Source organism: Citrobacter sp. MGH105 (assembly GCF_001037485.2).
Lineage (GTDB): Bacteria > Pseudomonadota > Gammaproteobacteria > Enterobacterales > Enterobacteriaceae > Citrobacter > Citrobacter portucalensis.
In genome coordinates this window covers 691,320-708,079 of record NZ_CP073048.1, presented here as the reverse complement: position 1 = coordinate 708,079, position 16,760 = coordinate 691,320, and the positions used below count along the sequence as shown (strand labels likewise).

The window sequence follows — 16,760 nt, the reverse complement described above, 5'->3', positions numbered from 1 at the left end:
AGATTTTAGTGATGAATATGGCAAAGGTATTTTCATGAGCGAGATAGATATCCAGGGTGATGAAGCGCTGCTTCAACTGCTGTTGAACGCAGATAAAGGCGATATAGATCTGCTGATCGATTACGTCACTAACACCGGTAAGCTTGGTTTTTCCATGTCAGACAGCGTGAAGACTGTATTACAGGATGCCAAACGCCAGGATATACCCGATGAAGAAACTCTCCGTCTCCTTGTTCGGGAGTTGCAGCATTTCGGCGGTAATACGTTCGTTAATCTATTCCGTCGCAACGGCGTTAGCTACAGCGAAATTGTAGCTGACGTTGCCAGCCATCTGAAGATGAAAGTCCCGGCCGCTGCATCGGTAGAAGAAAAAGAAGCGCTGATTATTGACTGTGTATTTACCTCGTCATGGAAAAAAATGTCGGATGATGAGCGCCGCCAAATTCTACGTGGTATGGGCATTAGCGCCCCTGTCAGTCTGGACATTCCCGTCTGGCAGAAAGCGGCATTAGTTGCCAATGGTCTTGCTCAAACGACAGCTGGCAAAGTGCTACCTTTAATTGCAGGGCTTGGCATAGGGCGTGCGTTGGGTGTATTAACCGGACCGGTTGGCCTGGCTATTACCGGTCTTTATACCGCCTATGACATCTCAACCCCCCGCGTTTCGAGTGACACTGCCTTGCGTGGTGCAAATTGCCTGGATTCGCTTAAAAAACTCCCGCCAGTTCCGGCTTGCCACCCGGCCATCACCCGCCACGATGCCTGCTCTCATATACGATCAACGCTGGGGTTTTGGGCATGATATTCACCAACCTGCGCTTACGGTTGCTACAATTCCACCTTCGGAAAGTATCAACACCGGTGCGATGCAGGAGCAGGATATTACCGGTATTTCACGGCTGAGCCCGCTGTTGCAAACATTACCCTCTCTGGCGGCCTCTACACATATTGCCAGCCATCAATATATGGAGGTCATTATTAATGGTCCTCTGGCGAGTGTAAAAGATGGCCCAGGTTTCCGAGGCTTCAGCTTGGGAGAAAAAGGGATTAAAGAACATGCCGTTCTGCTGAATCCTAACAAACTCAGTCAGCTTGTTAACGCCGGTATGTTGTTGAATGTTGCTTCTGCCGTGCTAGCGCAAAAGCACCTGGCTGATATCAGCAAGAAATTGACGGAAATTGTTGAGGCGGTACGTGAAGTTTCTGCATTCCAGAATAACGCGCGCAAGTCAGAGATCATTGGGGCCATACAGTATTTGCAGCAAATTACTCCCGTGGCTATTGAGGAGCAATGTTCGCCAGCAATACGCCAAAAACTGGAGGATATTGAAGTCCAGTTCTCCGCCCTGCAGGCACACTTACTGACTGATATTACTGCTGCTGGTGACAAAGTGGCTGCACTTAAAGACCGTGGGCTCTTTGGCAGTACGGAGATTACGAATAAGATCCAGACCCAACAAAAGATCCTTGATGAGCGAATCCATGAATGGGACCTGGCGATGAAGGTTCGTGCGCAAGCGTTGCATCTTCTGACTCATGCCGAAGGTAACACAACACTCGTCAGGCACCGCCAACAAACCATTGTTCATAACTATCAGGAGTTCGAAAGCGTTGTTGATAAAGTTGAGCGTCAGGTTCACCAGCGGATACAAGGTATCAGCGCATTGACGGAACAGAGCAATACCACCAATGCTAATAAAGTATTACTGCGGAAATGGACGACAACAACGTTAATGCAGCAAAAGATGGCTATTGAAGAGGCACATTCGTCGTTCGGGAAATTCCAACAAGGATTGTTGGCTGAGCAGCCGCAATCCGCACGATTACTGGTAGAAATGCAGGACGGGAAACCGGTGAAGTGTTTTGAATTGCCGCTAATATGAACAATTCGTCTTTTTTGAGTGGGCATCTAATGGAACATGACAATTCTTCACTGGTTGAGTTGCTACCGGAATTTTTTCACCAATGGCCAAAAAACCTGGAGTGGGCCAGAGAAAAAGATAAAAAAACAAATATTGATGCATCTCAGCTAACTGAATTCTTCAGCCTTCTCTCTGAACCACTGATAGTTGTTCAGCATCGATCTTTATCTTTTGATCCCTGGGAAGTAGCAGGCCTTGGGCGTAAAGAAGTTCGTAACACAGCTGTTCTTGCCTGGCTTCTTGATCCTGAGGGGACTCATGGTTTCGGGAGACTACCTTTACAGGCATTCCTGCAGGCAATACGACACAGCAGAAATGATATCCCTGAAGATTACCTTCACTATTGTCGGGTGCGGGTTGAAACTAATCCTACTGGCGATAATACCAATCGTGTTGATGTAGAAATCAATGCGGATAATTTTTTCCTGCTTATAGAGGTGAAAATTGATGCGTATGAACAGCCAGAACAAGTCGCCCGATACTGTTCTGATGCTAAATTACGCGCAATGTCACGTCCTTGGGCCGTTATATTTTTAACGCCTCGTGGCGGAAAACCGCTGACCTGTGGCTTAGATTTCAAACCAGAGGATGTTCCCTGTATTTCCTGGCGATATCTCGCCACAGCTTTAGAGTCTTCGTTGCAACCGCATTACAAAGAATTCATTTCTGATAATGAAAACTCGCCTTCACGCCAAATGGCTGCCCATGCCGCATTTTGCTTTCTTAATCGAGTTCGTACATTTTAATTTAAGGGATTAGACATGAATCCACACAGCGATGCAGAACGTCAGGCCGGTATACTGATTCTTTCGCAACTAAAGATGTTTAACGAAGCTGTTGTTTATTTTGAACAGCATTTAAGCCCTGCCTTCTGGAAAAGCTTTGATCAGTGTGTTGAACGATTTATGAAAGACAACAGCTGGGTAGGTAAAGCAAATTATGAACATCAGGATTATTGCTGGCTGGCCCATCCAGCTTGGGTCATTGAAGGCGTTAACTGCAAATATTGGTTTGAAAACAGTTCGACTGTTACTGAAGGAAATGATTATATTTTAGCCGTCCTGACGGGTACGGGAACCGAGCAGGGGCTGTTTGGTTTTGAGTTTAAATTGAATGCCGGGTATTTTGGTGGAGTCAAAAAGATTGCTAGTTATGCGAGTAATGTTCAACAATCCTACCGTGAGCAACTGCAGACACTAGGGCTATTGGAACAAGGGAAAGGTAACTATTTCCTACCTGTCACGATTAAACCTAATTTACTCACTGAGTGCTGGAAAGAGCATGGTGAGTTTCCAGTGGAACATGAAGTATTTTTTCCATTGCAAACAGCTCTTGACAAGCTACTACAATCTACAAAAATTTTGGATGCTATATTTTTGTCCGAAGCGCAGATTGCAGTAAGTGAATAAGTTAAATAATTAACGTTATCTGGTTTGATTTGGCCTTTCTCGCATAAGAAAGGCCATTGCAGTAAAAATTATCCCCGACTACACCCGAAACTTCTATCTCCCTCACCAAATACCTTCGTATCAAGCTTGGTCAAGTAATCCAGTCGTTCAAGCAACTCATTGTATATGATGTCAAAATCAGGATCGTTTACGTTGAGCACATACCTGCAATTGTCCGGAAAATGTACAATTTCACGACAATCTTCAAGTTCCAAGCCGAGAGCGCTATACCACGCCCTGACTATCAGATTGCTAAGTGTACCACTATGTTTGAGATGCCCCAGATGGTAGTAAGCATCTTTGTTAAAGAACAAGCAAATGTGGAAATGGCATTTGCCATTCTTTGAGTATTCTCTTGCCCAGACATTACGTACAACGTTCTTATTGACTCTGATCCCAGCAAACTTTCTGCGATGTTCATGTGCTTCCAAAATCGCTTTCATCGAATCCAGAAATCGTGATATTGCACCGGGTTCAAGGTTAGGAAAACAGCATACCGTATCACCATTATCTAAAATAGGTGGGTAATGAAGATCCGCTCTTAATGCCATAGTACGTGGAAACTGATTGATAGCATTACTGACTGTCAGAGCAATTTTATCTCTGTAAGCGAGAATATGATCGCCATGAGTACCTTGGTAAAGTTTCATCATACATCTCTGATTTTAATATCCCTGCTATTCACAGGGATATGTTGTGAGTGATTTATCAAATAAATATATATTACCTTTCCAACATTTAAATTTAGGCAAAAGCTATCACCTGCCTGCGGTGGCAGTTCCAAAATAACTCTGCAATTAGTTAGAACAAGCAAGTATATCGATGGTATTTTTTTACTTCATTAAACCCCCCAGGTATCCATCGCCTGTATAAAGATAGTTTTTCCTTTTTTAGCAGCCTTTATCTTCCCTTGAGAATAAAGAGTGCTTAATAATTCATTTACTTTACCGCGGTCCCTGAACCGGTTAGGCCCATATTGCAGTATGGTATTCTTCCTCATATATGGTAAAAGATTTTGATTGCAATATTCTTTTATCCACCAATAAAGCTCATCTGCATCTGTATTGACCATATCTAGCTCCTGTTGTTTGGAAAATAATTTTATATACTCATCTACGTACCATGCACTTATTTCTATAGCAGCTTCAACAGCGGTAAGTGATACATCCCCTTCATCACCATTAAAATAGTGTAATAATGCAGCAATCCTTGCCATATTTTCAGCGATTTTAGATGCATAATCTTTAAAGTCTGAAAGAAACCCGAGTAACCGCATTTCTGTTTCAACTTGATTATAAAATGCAATCCATCTCTGTCTTGCTTCTGGCGAGAAATGAAGGCAAATACGTTCATCTTTGTTTTCGATACTCTCATTGACGATCTCCATTAATCGCTCATGGAACACAGGCAAATGTTCACTTGAGACAACAGGATTAGTTATTTGTCTATATCCTTGTGTGGAAAAGGGACGACAAATAAGTGTACGAGCAAAAAATCCTATCCCTTTTGCTATATCCCCTTTTCTTTCAATATATCTATTAATAACTACAGACTGAACCTGTAGGGATAATGTTAATCTGGCATTTTTTATTAACCTCTCAGGTGCGTTTTTCCTTTCGACTGAATACGTTGCGCCATCCCACATTTTGTTGACAAACGGCAATTCATTTAATGCATAACCATTAAATATGGTCCCAGCCTCATCTGATAAAATGCCAACTGATCGCCAGTCACCACAGAGATACTCTTTTATCGCCGCTGGTGTGGTATCATTAAACGTCAACTTATATCTGACAGGCTCTACAGGATAACTATCTTGCAGCATACTCAGACTTTCACGTGTTATGGTTGGATCTTTGCCACCACGGATCTCTGACTTCAGTTTTGACATCAAAGCTTTCTCTTCCGCCTTGAAAATCTTTACGTTATACCGCCACTTAATTATTTCTTGTTTATATAGGTCAAATAGCCGTTCCTCTAGTTGGTAAATGGGCTTCATTAACAACTTAGTTACCGTGCTCTTCCGTTCCCCAGATTCCGCAATTGTCACAATAAAAAGCGATGTAGGGCTACGCAGATTATTCAATCTACAAACATCAATTCTGTTCTGACAAGCAAGAGATATGACGCCAAGCATCTCTGCTGCAACCATGGGAAGCGGTGCATGAGTATGTTGCACTATCTCATAAATTGCATTTCCCGCCCTCGCGGGGAACACATGTATGGGGAACTCTTGATCTCCCGACATAAATCCTCATCATCATTTAATGTAAAAAGTACCTCCGGTTGAGTTGCTATTCCGCTATTAATAGTGGAAATAGCAAGATGCATTCCCAACCATTAGATGAAAAATACTAAAAAACCATGGTTCTTAGCGTTCATTAATCCAGTAGAGTAGATCGCTAAGCAACCACCCGCACGACTTAGCTCCAAGTGATTTGCGTTGAGGAAACCTCCCAGCCTTTTCGAGCTTCCAGGCTGTCGAGCGAGAAATCGAAGTGATATACTGTCGCTCTTTTTCACGCACCAGACGGTCACCTTTCTCACCGTAGACATGCAGAATTTGCAGCCGTTGTTCAGGGGTTGGAATGATAGATGTTGTACTCATACTGCCTCCTTTGTTTCAGTGAGTGCAGCATGAAACAGTGCGAGTGTGGAGTAAAGCTGAGGAGCTCTTGCTAAGGCTTTGTTAAGCCTTTAGCAAGAGGTGTTTTTTATTTTATTTTCATTAGGTTAGCAGCCATTTTAGAGGTGAAAATAATGCTCCACTCTCTTGGTGATGACCTGGCAAGCTCGTTCAATATTTGAGCTACATTTGATGGTGTCTTAGCAAGATTTTTGCCTTTGCAATAAAGTGTGATTAAGCACGAAGCTATCTTCGAATGCTGAGGCTGATGTTTGTAAGGCTGATCTCTTTTTTCAGATGTTTCTTCGAGGACTTTTTTTATGGTTGATTGCGTAACTTCAATTCCATTACTTAAAAGAATTGTGCTGACATTTGAATAAGTCACATTTCCATTAATGCTGAACAGTTCATTAATAAGTAAAACCATTGCAACTCTGTTAATAGGTGGGTCATATTTTTCTATATTACTAGCTTCATTAGAGGGAAATAATTCACATAAAATTTCACATCCAGAATCAGCTATATAAACCCTTTCAAAGGAGACATAAGTATCTTTATTAAAAAGCAAACAATCACTTTCATCTCGACCAAATATTTTAACCTCTCCAGGAATGGTTTCCCAAGATTCATTAGCATTTTTGAGATTGTAATTTTGCCTTGCTAATCGAGTGGTGCTTGTAGGTTGCAGTCGCCAAAAACCACTGGCATATCCATTGTAAACATATTTAAAAAAAGAACTGCCATTAAAAACCGGATACTCATTTATTTCTGATTTATCACAAGGTATGAATGTTCTTACTGCAAACTGAGAGCTATCCTTATGTTGATAAAAGTCTCCTCCAGCTCTGATATCAAATGTATCATAACGATGTTCTTTTTTATTCGCGTAACGAATTATTCGGCAGTATTCTGAACGAAGGTTAACATAGAGACTGATTTTATCATCCAGCCATGTAGATATAATATCTTCCAAGCTCACTTTAGATTTTTTCGAGAACTCGTCAGCACGACAAAAAGTATCGGGGATGTCGAATTCTTCAGGAAGATTAAACAGATCAGAAGCATCAAAAAAATCAGATTTACTTGTCATTTATCACCACCAATGCATTGACCTTATAAATTACAACGGATTGTATCAAGGTAAGGCAATGAGTTTAAAGGCTATTTAATGGCAAGTAAGTATTTTCATGATCTCAAATCAAGAGATGTACAGCGCTACTCTGGCTTTGTTGAATAAATCGAACTTTTGCTGAGTTGAAGGATCAGATCACGTATCTTCCCGACAACGCAGACCGTTCCGTGGCAAAGCAAAAGTTCAAAATCACCAACTGGCCCACCTACAATAAAGCCCTCATCAACCGTGGCTCCATAACTTTCTGGCTGGATGATGAAGCTATTCAGGCCTGGTATGAGTCAGCAACACCTTCTTCACGAGGCAGACCTCAGCGCTATTCTGACCTTGCCATCACTACTGTGCTGGTCATTAAACACGTATTCAGGCTGACCCTGCGGGCTGCGCAGGGCTTTATTGATTCCATTTTTTCTCTGATGAACGTTCCGCTACGCTGCCCGGATTACAGCTGTGTCAGCAGGCGGGCAAAGTCGGTTAATGTCAGTTTCAAAACGCCCACCCGGGGTGAAATCGCACACCTGGTAATTGATTCCACCGGGCTGAAGGTCTTCGGTGAAGGCGAGTGGAAAGTCAAAAAGCATGGCCAGGAACGCCGCCGTATCTGGCGTAAGCTGCATCTCGCCGTTGACAGTAAAACACATGAAATCATCTGCGCTGACCTGTCGCTGAACAACGTTACGGACTCAGAGGCCTTCCCCGGGTTAATCCGGCAAACCCACCGGAAAATCAGGTCAGCCGCCGCCGATGGCGCTTACGATACCCGGCTATGTCACGATGAACTGCGGCGTAAGAAAATCAGCGCGCTTATCCCTCCCCGAAAAGGTGCGGGTTACTGGCCCGGTGAATATGCAGACCGTAACCGTGCAGTGGCTAATCAGCGAATGACCGGGAGTAATGCGCGGTGGAAATGGACAACAGATTACAACCGTCGCTCGATAGCGGAAACGGCGATGTACCGGGTAAAACAGCTGTTCGGGGGTTCACTGACGCTGCGTGACTACGATGGTCAGGTTGCGGAGGCTATGGCCCTGGTACGAGCGCTGAACAAAATGACGAAAGCAGGTATACCTGAAAGCGTGCGTATTGCCTGAAAACACAACCCGCTACGGGGGAGACTTACCCGAAATCTGATTTATTCAACAAAGCCCGCTACTCTATGAACGATATAAGCATTCAACGTGGTATCCCAATTAGCAGCCTTGCAGCCAATCCCTATCCGCACTAAAATCAGAACATAAAAATGAGGCTTCAAACATGACAAAAAAAACAGCACATACTCAGATTACCAAAACTCACATCTACCGTGCCGTTGCCAGCTCGACCGCGATCGAAACGGGTGTTTCTGTGCAAAAAATTGAGCAGCAACTCAAAAAAAACCAGGCACAGGCGAAAGCCGTTGGCCTCGCCCGTTAATCTGGCAAGATATCGCTCACTAGTTGCTTCATAGGGCTGTAGTTCCCTGATACACCTGCCTGTATTGCCTTAAAGTAAAACGCCTTGTGCTCATCCCACAGGCTGTAATCAAGTAAGCCCTTCCCTGCCAGAACCGACAGCACATCACAAAGCAGTCTCGACAGACGCCCGTTACCTTCTCTGAATGGGTGGATCAAAATAAACTCCACGTGGCATTCAGCCAGATAATTGACCAGATCCGGACGAGCCAGAGATTTCAGTTCACCAGACCTGGAGAGAAACTGCTTCTCGAAACCATCAAGAAGAAGCGGAATCCTGTCGGCAGCAGCAAACTGAAAGCCATCCTTAGTCAAGTTGGCATTACGCAGCCTTCCCGCCCAGTCGTACACATTCCCTAGCCATTGGCGATGCCACCTGCTGATGTGCTCAAAAGCCAGCGCTTCAGGCGGCTGGCCCTCAATAAATAGCTGCTCATACAGCATCAGCAGAAGGCCAGATTCCAGCGCCTCCATTTTCTCTTCATCTGTGATCCCTAACTTATTAGCCAGTACCAAGTCTCCAGAGCCCGGCTGATATCGCTCTTCTGCTGAATTAAGCTCATATTTTGCCAAGCTCTCACCTCCGCCCAAACAAGTTCACAACGTTGTTTTCCTGCTGTCGTTGATAGTTGTTAATCCGATCTTCCCAGATCTCAAGCGCCCTGCGCTTTTCAGTCAGGTAATCATAACGATCATAGTGTTTCGAGCTAACGTCGTTCAAAGCGTGATTTTGGATACGGTCACGGATCTCTTTGCTGATCCCTGCCTCCCCCATCAGAGTCTTACAGGTCCGACGTAAATCTCGCGCTGTGAAAACTTTAAACTCAGGATTAAAAGCCCGGAAATACATGATGGAACGGGCCAGGCTATCGGTACGTACCGGGCGCTCTCCATTGGTCGAGAGTGGGAAGATATAGGGACTCTTGCTTTCCTTAGTCAGTTCTTTCACTGAGGTTAATTCCTGTAGTGCCGATTCAGTCAGCGGGATCAGGTGCTCACGCTTGTTTTTCGATACATCAGCTATAACCAGTAACGTCTTTTGCTGCCAGTCAATCGCGCTCCACTGGCTGGCAATCATTTCAAATGGTCGCTGCCCGCCAGCATAAACACAGAAGCGGATTAGGTGCTGCATCAGCGGCCCAACGTTAGTTGCCTGAGCGAACTGCTCCATGACAAAACGTAGCTCTTCCAGCGTTAACCATGTATCACCCACCTTTTCTGCCGAAGACTGCTTAGGTATTGCCGACACAGGGTTAACTTCAAGGCCAAACGTGATACCTACGCTGGTATTCATCGGATCGTTATCGGCTTTCAGGCCGTAGTTAAATGCCGCCATCAGATACGAGCGAATCCGATTAGCATGGACCACCGCATCACGCTGGATAATGCCTGATAGAATGGTTTTGATCTGCAGAGGCGTCACGTCCTTCGCTTTGGTTTCACGAGGAATAACCGTGTAGCACTCTCTTTCAAGACGTTTCAGAACATCAGCCCAGGTCCGCTTATTATCGAGCTTCATCTTGTTGACGTAGCCATGCACCAGTTCTTCAAAAGATCCCTGAGAACGATGGATCTGCATAATGTGCTGTTCGGCCAGGCGCTGTTGCTCAAGCTCTTGCTGGGGTTCCTTTCCTTCGACAAGCCAGGCTCCGTACTTTTTCGCCAGTTCATTGGCCGTCACCAGTTTCATCTCAGGCCAGATGCCCAACTGGATGAACTTCTCTTTCTTACCTTTCTCAACGTAGTAACGGAAATAAAAAACTTTGCTGCCTGACGGCTGAACCTTAACGCCAAGCCTGCCAGTACCACGTTGAGCACTGTTGCTCCACACGTAGTACGCCGTGCTTTTTGTCTTCAATCCACGTATAGCAGTCTCGGTAAGATTAGCGGCCATAAGTTTACCTTTCTAAGAATATGCGTTACCTGACCCGATGCCCATTTCGGGTCAGGTAACGGGTCAGGTAAGGATAGTACAATGGGGAAATGAGAGAACCAATCAGAAACAAAAATAACTTCATAACTGATTGATTATAGACAATTAAAAATACAAATAGAGACAATGACGAACAATTAAAAACATGCCAATTTTATGACTCATAATCGCTTGGTCGCTGGTTCAAGTCCAGCAGGGGCCACCAAATTTCAAGGACTTGCGAGAAATCGCAGGTCCTTTTTTTATGGGTAATCCGTAGAAATTGGTATGTAGTAAAAAAGAGTTTGTCCTGGAAAAATCAATACTTGCTTGCATTAATATGTTGAATGAGTACACGGAAGAAAATGGCTGGCGGGGACTAAAGCTATTTACGCGATACACCTGTTCAGAAAACAGCATGTTAATGGCAACACCATTTGGACGCCGCCATCCTGGGATGGAAACGTCCGTTAGAGTTTAATTCGATAGTCAGCTCACACTAGCTCTTTGAGCTGCTCCTGCATATAGGTTGAAAAATACTCTGGGTTTTTGATAAGGATACGGTTACCGGAGGCGACTTTTTCTGCCCATCCGGCCACTTTTTTCGTGAACTCGGGATTCCATCCCTCTTGCTCACCCCGTGCCATCACAACTTCCGGACTCGCTGGCACACCTAAGTCATGCAAATACTTTAAGATTCCCTTAGCCGTACTTTCATCCATTGAATGTGGTACTGACGCCGAAGTGTTCATACCACCAATAAAATCCAATGCTTTCTCAATTGCTGTTGGCATGCTCTTATCCTTAAAATTAACCACGTGAGAGACACATTTATACTATGTACCCAACTCCGCCGGGATATCAAAGAGAACATCGCCTTTATTTGACTTACCCCGCAGCTAAACGCTTGCGCGGCTGTTTTCTGCGCTATTTTTTTGCTTGTCCGGCTAAAACCAGTCCGGTAGCCACCGCATTACGCGGCCCTTCGGTACCTCGAATATTGCCCTGCCCGGCGACAACGCCGTAATGCGCCAGCGCATCGGTGATCATCTGCGGGATTTCGAAATCCAGCGAAGAACCGCCTACCAGCACCACAAAAGTCATATCGCGAATAGAGCCACCGGGTGACACCTGGCGTAACGCGCGCAGGCAGTTGGTCACAAAAACCTTCTCTTTAGCCTGTCGGCGCACCAGACGGATTTTTTCCAGCGAGGTCTGGTTATCTACCGGGATCAGCTCACCCTCTTTCAAGTACACCACTTTGGCGAATACTGACGGACTGAGCGGTTCGCGGAAAAACTCCACCGCGCCGTTCTCATGGCGAATGCTGAACAGGCTCTCCACTTTTGCCAGCGGGTATTTTTTTATTTCCTCCGCCAGAAATGCATCGCTTAAGCCCAGCTCAGTTTGAATCAACAGGCTGACCATATTCCCCGCGCCGGCCAGATGTACCGCTTTCACTACGCCGTCGCTATTGATGACGGCGGCATCGGTAGATCCTGCGCCTAAGTCGAGGATCGCCAGCGGTGCGGCGCATCCGGGCGTAGTTAACGCCCCCGCCACGGCCATGTTGGCCTCCACGCCGCCCACCTCAACCAGAGTGTTTAACCGGACGCTCAGCTCACTGGCGATGGCCTGCATCTGTAAACGATCGGCTTTCACCATCGCCGCAATGCCCACGGCGTTCTCCATTGAACACTCTCCGGCGATGCCGCCCTGCACCTTGCGCGGAATAAATGTATCGACCGCCAATAGATCCTGAATATGCACCGTGTTCATGTCATGACCGGTCAGCGAGGCCATCACCTTACGCACCCGCTCCAGCATGCCGCCTGCGTGCGTGCCAGCTTCCCCACGAATATCGCACACGGGCGCACAGGCGCTCATCGCCTGCATAATGGCCTGAGCGCCCTGCGCTACGTCGGCTTCACCGCCACGCTTTTCACCACGGATAAAGATCTTACCCGCCGGGATCACTCTTGATCGCACATCGCCCTGCGGGGTTTTCAGCACCACGGCGGAACGGTTGCCAATCAGCGCTCTGGCGATGGGGACGATAGTTTGCGTTTCCTCAGGAGTCAGGGCAAAGAAGGTCGCGATGCCGTAAGGATTCGACAGCACCCGCACTACCTGTCCCGGGGCCGCCACTTCCACCGCCGCCAGCACGCCTTCCGGCACCTTCTCCAGCAGAGTGACTTCATCAACCACCGGTATTGGCCGATGCAGGCGATTATTCACCAGCACGCCATCATCTTTTTTCAGGATGGCCGCCACCACGTTGACGCCGCGATCCAGCGCTTCATTGATAAACCAAACCGCCTCAAGGAAATCCATCTCCTCACCCACCAACGGTATCCAGCCCTGGGCAAATCGATCCTCGCTCAACGCCGCCAACGTCTCCACGGCGATGGTTGTTCCCATGCCCACGCCAACGCCGCCGGGCGTTTGCGGGTTATGGCCAATCATCGTTGATTCGGTAATGATGGTTTCAGTGATGGTTTCCATCGCCACATCGCCAATCACCGGCGCGGCCTCGTTGATGCAGATTTTTGCCACATCCTGCAGCGACCACGGCGTTTTATCCAGCGCCTGCTGCAGGGACGCGACTACCCCGGCGATATTTTCCCGCGTGCCTTTCATCCCGGTCGTGGCGACAATCCCGCTGGCGATAAACCGGCCATCCTGCGCCAACGCCACTTCGGTGGTGGCGTTGCCGATATCGATCCCTGCAATTAACGGCATGCTGCCTCCGTCACTGACTGCCTTTACGCAGCTTATTTCTCTGCTGGTATACCTCTGCCGATTCGCGGACAAACCCGGCGTTCACCGTGGCGTGCCAGGTGTGTTCCAGTTCATCGGCAATGGCCTGCAACTCGGCGAACGAAGAACGAAACGGTCGCAGCGCGTTGTAGATCTCCAGAATGCGGGCATCCGGGATCGCAATCAGTTCTGCCGCACGACGAAAATTGCGCGCCACGGCATGACGCTGCATCTGCTCGGCAATCTGCGCCTGGTACTCCAGCGTTTGCTGAGAAATACGCACATCCTGCGGTCCTACGCGGCCCGCCAGCACATTCTCAAGAGTAATGTCGGTTAGCGGCTTACCTGTAGGCGTCTGGATTTTCTCCGGGCAGCGGGTGGCTAATGGGTAATCCTGCGCGGTCATGATGTTGTCGTTCATGGTCATTCCCTTACCAGTGCAATATGCAACGTGACGGGCGCAGCATCCTGCACCACGTGTTTGGTTTCTTTGATATGAAACAGCGCGGCCTTGGCCATAAATTTAGGGCGCACCATCTGGTCATTGACCACTGGCACCGGAGAAGGCGACTCTTTACGTGCATAGCGCGCGGCGTTTTTACCAATCTGACGATAGGTTTCCAGCGTCAGCAGCGGAGCCTGAGAAAACAGTTCCAGGTTACTTAGCGGCAGCAGATCGCGCTGATGAATCACCGTAGTTCCTTTCGACTGGATACCAATCCCGATGCCTGAGCCGCTGAGATTTGCCGCATCCCATGCCATAAAAGAAACATCCGAGGTACGCAGGATCCTCACTACTCGCGCATGCAGTCCCTCTTCTTCGATGCCAGCAACCAGCTCTTTCAAAATCGCGTTGTGCGGCATATCAATCAAGGTTTTATGCTGATACTTATCAAATGCCGGGCCGACGCCAATCACCACCTCATCCACGCGTTCATCCGCGTTAGCTGCCTCGCCTTCGCTCACCTGTAAGGTGAAAACCGGCTTACGTTCAGTTGTGCATTCCACTGTGTACCGCCTTATTCGATCGAGCCGGGCTGAACCACGCCCGCAATATTTTTAATTTCCGCCCAGCGTTCGGCACTGATGCGATAGCCGGTACCAGGTCCCTGATAATCATTGATGTCGTTGACGGCGCTGACGACGTCGAACTGGCGATCCAGAATGGCCGACGTTTGCAGGTAATCACCGGTAACACGCTGTCTCAGCATGTTGAGGATATTGCTGGCGATATCTTCGAAGCCGCTGCAACTCAACGCACCGACGATATCCAGCCCGGTGATATTGCGCTTCATCATCTCTTCCACGGCAGCCAAATCCTCAACTACATTACGCGCAGGCATATCTTTGCTGCCGTGAGCATAAGTAGCAGCTTCGACTTCTTCATCGCTAATCAGCGGCAGGCCCAGTTCGCGGAACACCGCCTGAATGGCGCGTGCGGCCTTATTGCGAATGGCGATGGTTTCCTCTTCCGTGACCGGCCGCAGACCGCCGTCAACCATCAGATCGCGTTGCAGAATGTTGTAATCATCGAAATCTTCAGCGTCGAAGTTCGACCCGGCAAACATGTTGTCGTAGTTGGGTACCGCGCTGTAACCGGAGAAAATAAAGTCGGTACCCGGCAGCATCTGCATCAGGGTACGGGCAGTACGGCGAATATCGGAGTGGGAAAAGGTCTGGTCATTGGCGGAGGCCACTTCAAGGTCGAGCATTGAGGCAATCAGGTTTTCCGCCAGCACCGCGCGGATCCCTGACGGCACAGCGCCGGTCATGCCGATACAGCTGACCGCACCGTTTTGCAGCCCCTGTACGCCCGCGCCTTTAGTGATAAAAATGCAGCGCGACTCCAGATAAAGCATCGATTTACTTTCGGAATAGCCCATCAGCGCCTCCGAGCCGGTGCCGGAGGTGTAGCGCATCTTCAGGCCACGCGACGCATAGGCCGAGGCGAGAAACGCTTTGGACCACGGCGTATCATCGCCGTCGGTAAACACCGACTCTGTACCGTATACCGATACCGTTTCGGCGTAGCTGGTTAACCCGCGCATCCCCAGCTCCAGCTCCGTGGCCTCTTCAACGGAACATTGCGTCAGCACACCGGGGCGACCGCACTGGGAACCCACCAGCAGTGCCAGGGCGTTAAACGGCGCGTAGCGGGCGATCCCGACCGTAGTTTCCTGCTCGGAAAAGCCGCGGATCCCCGCTTCAGCAGCGTCGGCGGCAATCTGTACCGGGTTATCTTTCAGGTTAGTCACGTGGCACTGGTTGGAGGGAGTGCGTCTGGCGCGCATTTTTTGTAGCGCCATCATCATCTCCACCACGTTCATTTGCGCCATCACTTCCACCGCTTTCGCCGGGGTGATGGCGGTGGTAATGGCAATAATCTCTTCCCGACTGACGTGGATATCCACCAGCATTCTGGCGATCTCCAGCGCGTCGAGCTGCATGGCGCGCTCCGCCTCGGCCACGTTAATCGCATAGTCGGCAATGAAACGGTCGATCATGTCAAACTCGGCGCGGCTCTTACCGTCCAGCTCAACAATACGACCATTTTCCACCTTCACCGACGACGTCGGATCGTAAGGGCTTTCCATGGCGATCAGCCCCTCTTCAGGCCATTCGCCAATCAGCCCATCCTGATTTACAGGCCGCTTCGCAAGCACTTCGAATCGTTTTGATCTTCTCATGATTTATTGACTCAAAAGGTAAAAAATAGGGACGCCGGGCCGCATTACCGGGGACACCACACCCGGCATTCGCCTTTCATCAGCAATGGCCGAACTCTAAATGAGCCAAGCAATAAAAAAATAAAATTAATTTCGTTCCAATTTGGCACCTAATAAAAACGCATCGTTCCATATTGAAACGCAATTCAGGAATATTCATCGTGAATTGTGACGAGGTTAAATGATCATTATCAATAAACGCAAAATCAGGGAAATGAATTTAATCTTTATGAAAAATCCACCCTATTGACTTAATAACGTGCGGCGAGAAAATAAGGTAAAGCCAATGATAAAAATAGCTGTTGCGCGATATGTTTCGTGACCTCAGCCCTACAACATTTTCAGGAGAGACTGTGAATAAGAGCCAACAAATTGCCACCATTACGCTGGCGGCTGCAAAAAAAATGGCGCAGGCCGTTGAGGCTAAAGCGCTTGAGATCAATGTTCCGGTGGTCTTTTCCGTGGTGGATCACGGCGGGAATACGCTGCTAATGCAACGCATGGACGATGCGTTTGTCACCAGCTGTGATATCTCTCTTAATAAAGCGTATACCGCCTGCTGCCTGCGTCAGGGTACCCATGAAATTACCGACGCGGTACAACCTGGCGCTTCGCTATATGGTTTGCAGCTTACTAACCAACAGCGCATTGTTATTTTCGGCGGCGGCTTACCTGTCATATTAAACGGTAAATTAATTGGTGCCGTTGGCGTTAGCGGCGGCACTGTCGAACAAGACATATTATTAGCAGAAACCGCACTGAATTGTTTCTCTGAATTATAAT

The 16,760-nt window shown here is 47.7% G+C and carries 18 protein-coding genes; 7 read left to right on the top strand and 11 right to left on the bottom strand.

What is annotated here, in order from left to right; translation table 11 throughout:
• The first annotated feature begins 34 nt into the window (after nt 1-34).
• The 4 genes from SK35_RS26815 to SK35_RS03400 all read left to right on the top strand — a co-directional run bounded on the left by SK35_RS26815 (nt 35) and on the right by SK35_RS03400 (nt 3,331).
• Nucleotides 35-802 carry a hypothetical protein gene (locus tag SK35_RS26815; RefSeq protein WP_251365183.1) on the top strand — a complete coding sequence of 256 codons (768 nt, stop codon included), beginning with the start codon at nt 35-37 and terminating at the stop codon, nt 800-802.
• A gap of 64 nt (nt 803-866) precedes the next feature.
• Nucleotides 867-1,883: a hypothetical protein gene (locus SK35_RS26810; protein ID WP_251365182.1), complete on the top strand. Its 1,017-nt coding sequence runs from the start codon at nt 867-869 to the stop codon at nt 1,881-1,883.
• Between the two features lie 29 nt (nt 1,884-1,912).
• Nucleotides 1,913-2,668, top strand: a complete 756-nt coding sequence (locus SK35_RS03405) for a PDDEXK-like family protein (RefSeq protein ID WP_048215509.1) — start codon at nt 1,913-1,915, stop codon at nt 2,666-2,668.
• Between the two features lie 15 nt (nt 2,669-2,683).
• Nucleotides 2,684-3,331, top strand: coding sequence for a hypothetical protein (locus tag SK35_RS03400; protein ID WP_020324786.1), 648 nt, complete (start codon nt 2,684-2,686; stop codon nt 3,329-3,331).
• Nucleotides 3,332-3,399: 68 nt separating this feature from the next.
• On the opposite strand, the gene SK35_RS03395 is transcribed toward SK35_RS03400, so the two are convergent.
• From SK35_RS03395 to SK35_RS03380, 4 genes are all read right to left on the bottom strand, one after another.
• A complete protein-coding gene (locus SK35_RS03395; protein ID WP_025798974.1) occupies nt 3,400-4,020 on the bottom strand; it encodes an inovirus Gp2 family protein in 621 nt (206 codons plus the stop codon).
• Nucleotides 4,021-4,211: 191 nt separating this feature from the next.
• Nucleotides 4,212-5,618 carry a YfjI family protein gene (locus SK35_RS03390; RefSeq protein WP_048215508.1) on the bottom strand — a complete coding sequence of 469 codons (1,407 nt, stop codon included), beginning with the start codon at nt 5,616-5,618 and terminating at the stop codon, nt 4,212-4,214.
• Between the two features lie 123 nt (nt 5,619-5,741).
• On the bottom strand, nt 5,742-5,978 hold the full coding sequence (locus SK35_RS03385) for a helix-turn-helix transcriptional regulator (RefSeq protein ID WP_022631407.1): 237 nt from the start codon (nt 5,976-5,978) through the stop codon (nt 5,742-5,744).
• Between the two features lie 106 nt (nt 5,979-6,084).
• Nucleotides 6,085-7,086 (bottom strand): hypothetical protein, encoded by a 1,002-nt coding sequence (locus SK35_RS03380; RefSeq protein ID WP_048215507.1) that lies wholly within the window; start codon nt 7,084-7,086, stop codon nt 6,085-6,087.
• Between the two features lie 209 nt (nt 7,087-7,295).
• Between SK35_RS03380 and SK35_RS03375 the strand changes: the two genes are divergently transcribed.
• Nucleotides 7,296-8,219 carry an IS5-like element IS903B family transposase gene (locus tag SK35_RS03375; protein ID WP_048216386.1) on the top strand — a complete coding sequence of 308 codons (924 nt, stop codon included), beginning with the start codon at nt 7,296-7,298 and terminating at the stop codon, nt 8,217-8,219.
• Between the two features lie 163 nt (nt 8,220-8,382).
• A complete protein-coding gene (locus SK35_RS03370) occupies nt 8,383-8,541 on the top strand; it encodes a hypothetical protein (RefSeq protein ID WP_020324807.1) in 159 nt (52 codons plus the stop codon).
• Here the strand turns inward: SK35_RS03370 and SK35_RS03365 are convergent.
• The 7 genes from SK35_RS03365 to SK35_RS03335 form a co-directional block, all read right to left on the bottom strand.
• Nucleotides 8,538-9,152: a Fic/DOC family protein gene (locus SK35_RS03365; protein ID WP_020806168.1), complete on the bottom strand. Its 615-nt coding sequence runs from the start codon at nt 9,150-9,152 to the stop codon at nt 8,538-8,540. The genes SK35_RS03370 and SK35_RS03365 overlap by 4 nt on opposite strands.
• 4 nt (nt 9,153-9,156) lie before the next feature.
• On the bottom strand, nt 9,157-10,473 hold the full coding sequence (locus tag SK35_RS03360; protein WP_048215506.1) for a tyrosine-type recombinase/integrase: 1,317 nt from the start codon (nt 10,471-10,473) through the stop codon (nt 9,157-9,159).
• A 512-nt stretch (nt 10,474-10,985) separates the two neighbouring features.
• Complete coding sequence (locus SK35_RS03355) at nt 10,986-11,309, bottom strand: DUF1889 family protein (RefSeq protein ID WP_001573898.1); 324 nt, start codon at nt 11,307-11,309, stop codon at nt 10,986-10,988.
• A 109-nt stretch (nt 11,310-11,418) separates the two neighbouring features.
• Nucleotides 11,419-13,233, bottom strand: coding sequence for a diol dehydratase reactivase subunit alpha (locus SK35_RS03350; protein WP_048215505.1), 1,815 nt, complete (start codon nt 13,231-13,233; stop codon nt 11,419-11,421).
• Nucleotides 13,234-13,243: 10 nt separating this feature from the next.
• Nucleotides 13,244-13,672: a diol dehydratase small subunit gene (locus SK35_RS03345; protein ID WP_003024721.1), complete on the bottom strand. Its 429-nt coding sequence runs from the start codon at nt 13,670-13,672 to the stop codon at nt 13,244-13,246.
• A gap of 2 nt (nt 13,673-13,674) precedes the next feature.
• Nucleotides 13,675-14,259, bottom strand: coding sequence for a propanediol/glycerol family dehydratase medium subunit (locus SK35_RS03340; protein ID WP_008785852.1), 585 nt, complete (start codon nt 14,257-14,259; stop codon nt 13,675-13,677).
• An 11-nt stretch (nt 14,260-14,270) separates the two neighbouring features.
• Nucleotides 14,271-15,938: a propanediol/glycerol family dehydratase large subunit gene (locus SK35_RS03335; protein ID WP_048215504.1), complete on the bottom strand. Its 1,668-nt coding sequence runs from the start codon at nt 15,936-15,938 to the stop codon at nt 14,271-14,273.
• A gap of 392 nt (nt 15,939-16,330) precedes the next feature.
• Between SK35_RS03335 and SK35_RS03330 the strand changes: the two genes are divergently transcribed.
• Nucleotides 16,331-16,759, top strand: coding sequence for a GlcG/HbpS family heme-binding protein (locus SK35_RS03330; protein WP_020996341.1), 429 nt, complete (start codon nt 16,331-16,333; stop codon nt 16,757-16,759).
• Nucleotide 16,760: the final 1 nt, after the last annotated feature.

Coding starts and splice junctions, on each gene's coding strand:
- SK35_RS26815 (WP_251365183.1), top strand. CDS start 35: ATGAGCGAGATAGATATCCAGGGTGATGAAGCGCTGCTTCAACTGCTG.
- SK35_RS26810 (WP_251365182.1), top strand. CDS start 867: ATGCAGGAGCAGGATATTACCGGTATTTCACGGCTGAGCCCGCTGTTG.
- SK35_RS03405 (WP_048215509.1), top strand. CDS start 1,913: ATGGAACATGACAATTCTTCACTGGTTGAGTTGCTACCGGAATTTTTT.
- SK35_RS03400 (WP_020324786.1), top strand. CDS start 2,684: ATGAATCCACACAGCGATGCAGAACGTCAGGCCGGTATACTGATTCTT.
- SK35_RS03395 (WP_025798974.1), bottom strand. CDS start 4,020: ATGAAACTTTACCAAGGTACTCATGGCGATCATATTCTCGCTTACAGA.
- SK35_RS03390 (WP_048215508.1), bottom strand. CDS start 5,618: ATGTCGGGAGATCAAGAGTTCCCCATACATGTGTTCCCCGCGAGGGCG.
- SK35_RS03385 (WP_022631407.1), bottom strand. CDS start 5,978: ATGAGTACAACATCTATCATTCCAACCCCTGAACAACGGCTGCAAATT.
- SK35_RS03380 (WP_048215507.1), bottom strand. CDS start 7,086: ATGACAAGTAAATCTGATTTTTTTGATGCTTCTGATCTGTTTAATCTT.
- SK35_RS03370 (WP_020324807.1), top strand. CDS start 8,383: ATGACAAAAAAAACAGCACATACTCAGATTACCAAAACTCACATCTAC.
- SK35_RS03360 (WP_048215506.1), bottom strand. CDS start 10,473: ATGGCCGCTAATCTTACCGAGACTGCTATACGTGGATTGAAGACAAAA.
- SK35_RS03350 (WP_048215505.1), bottom strand. CDS start 13,233: ATGCCGTTAATTGCAGGGATCGATATCGGCAACGCCACCACCGAAGTG.
- SK35_RS03345 (WP_003024721.1), bottom strand. CDS start 13,672: ATGAACGACAACATCATGACCGCGCAGGATTACCCATTAGCCACCCGC.
- SK35_RS03335 (WP_048215504.1), bottom strand. CDS start 15,938: ATGAGAAGATCAAAACGATTCGAAGTGCTTGCGAAGCGGCCTGTAAAT.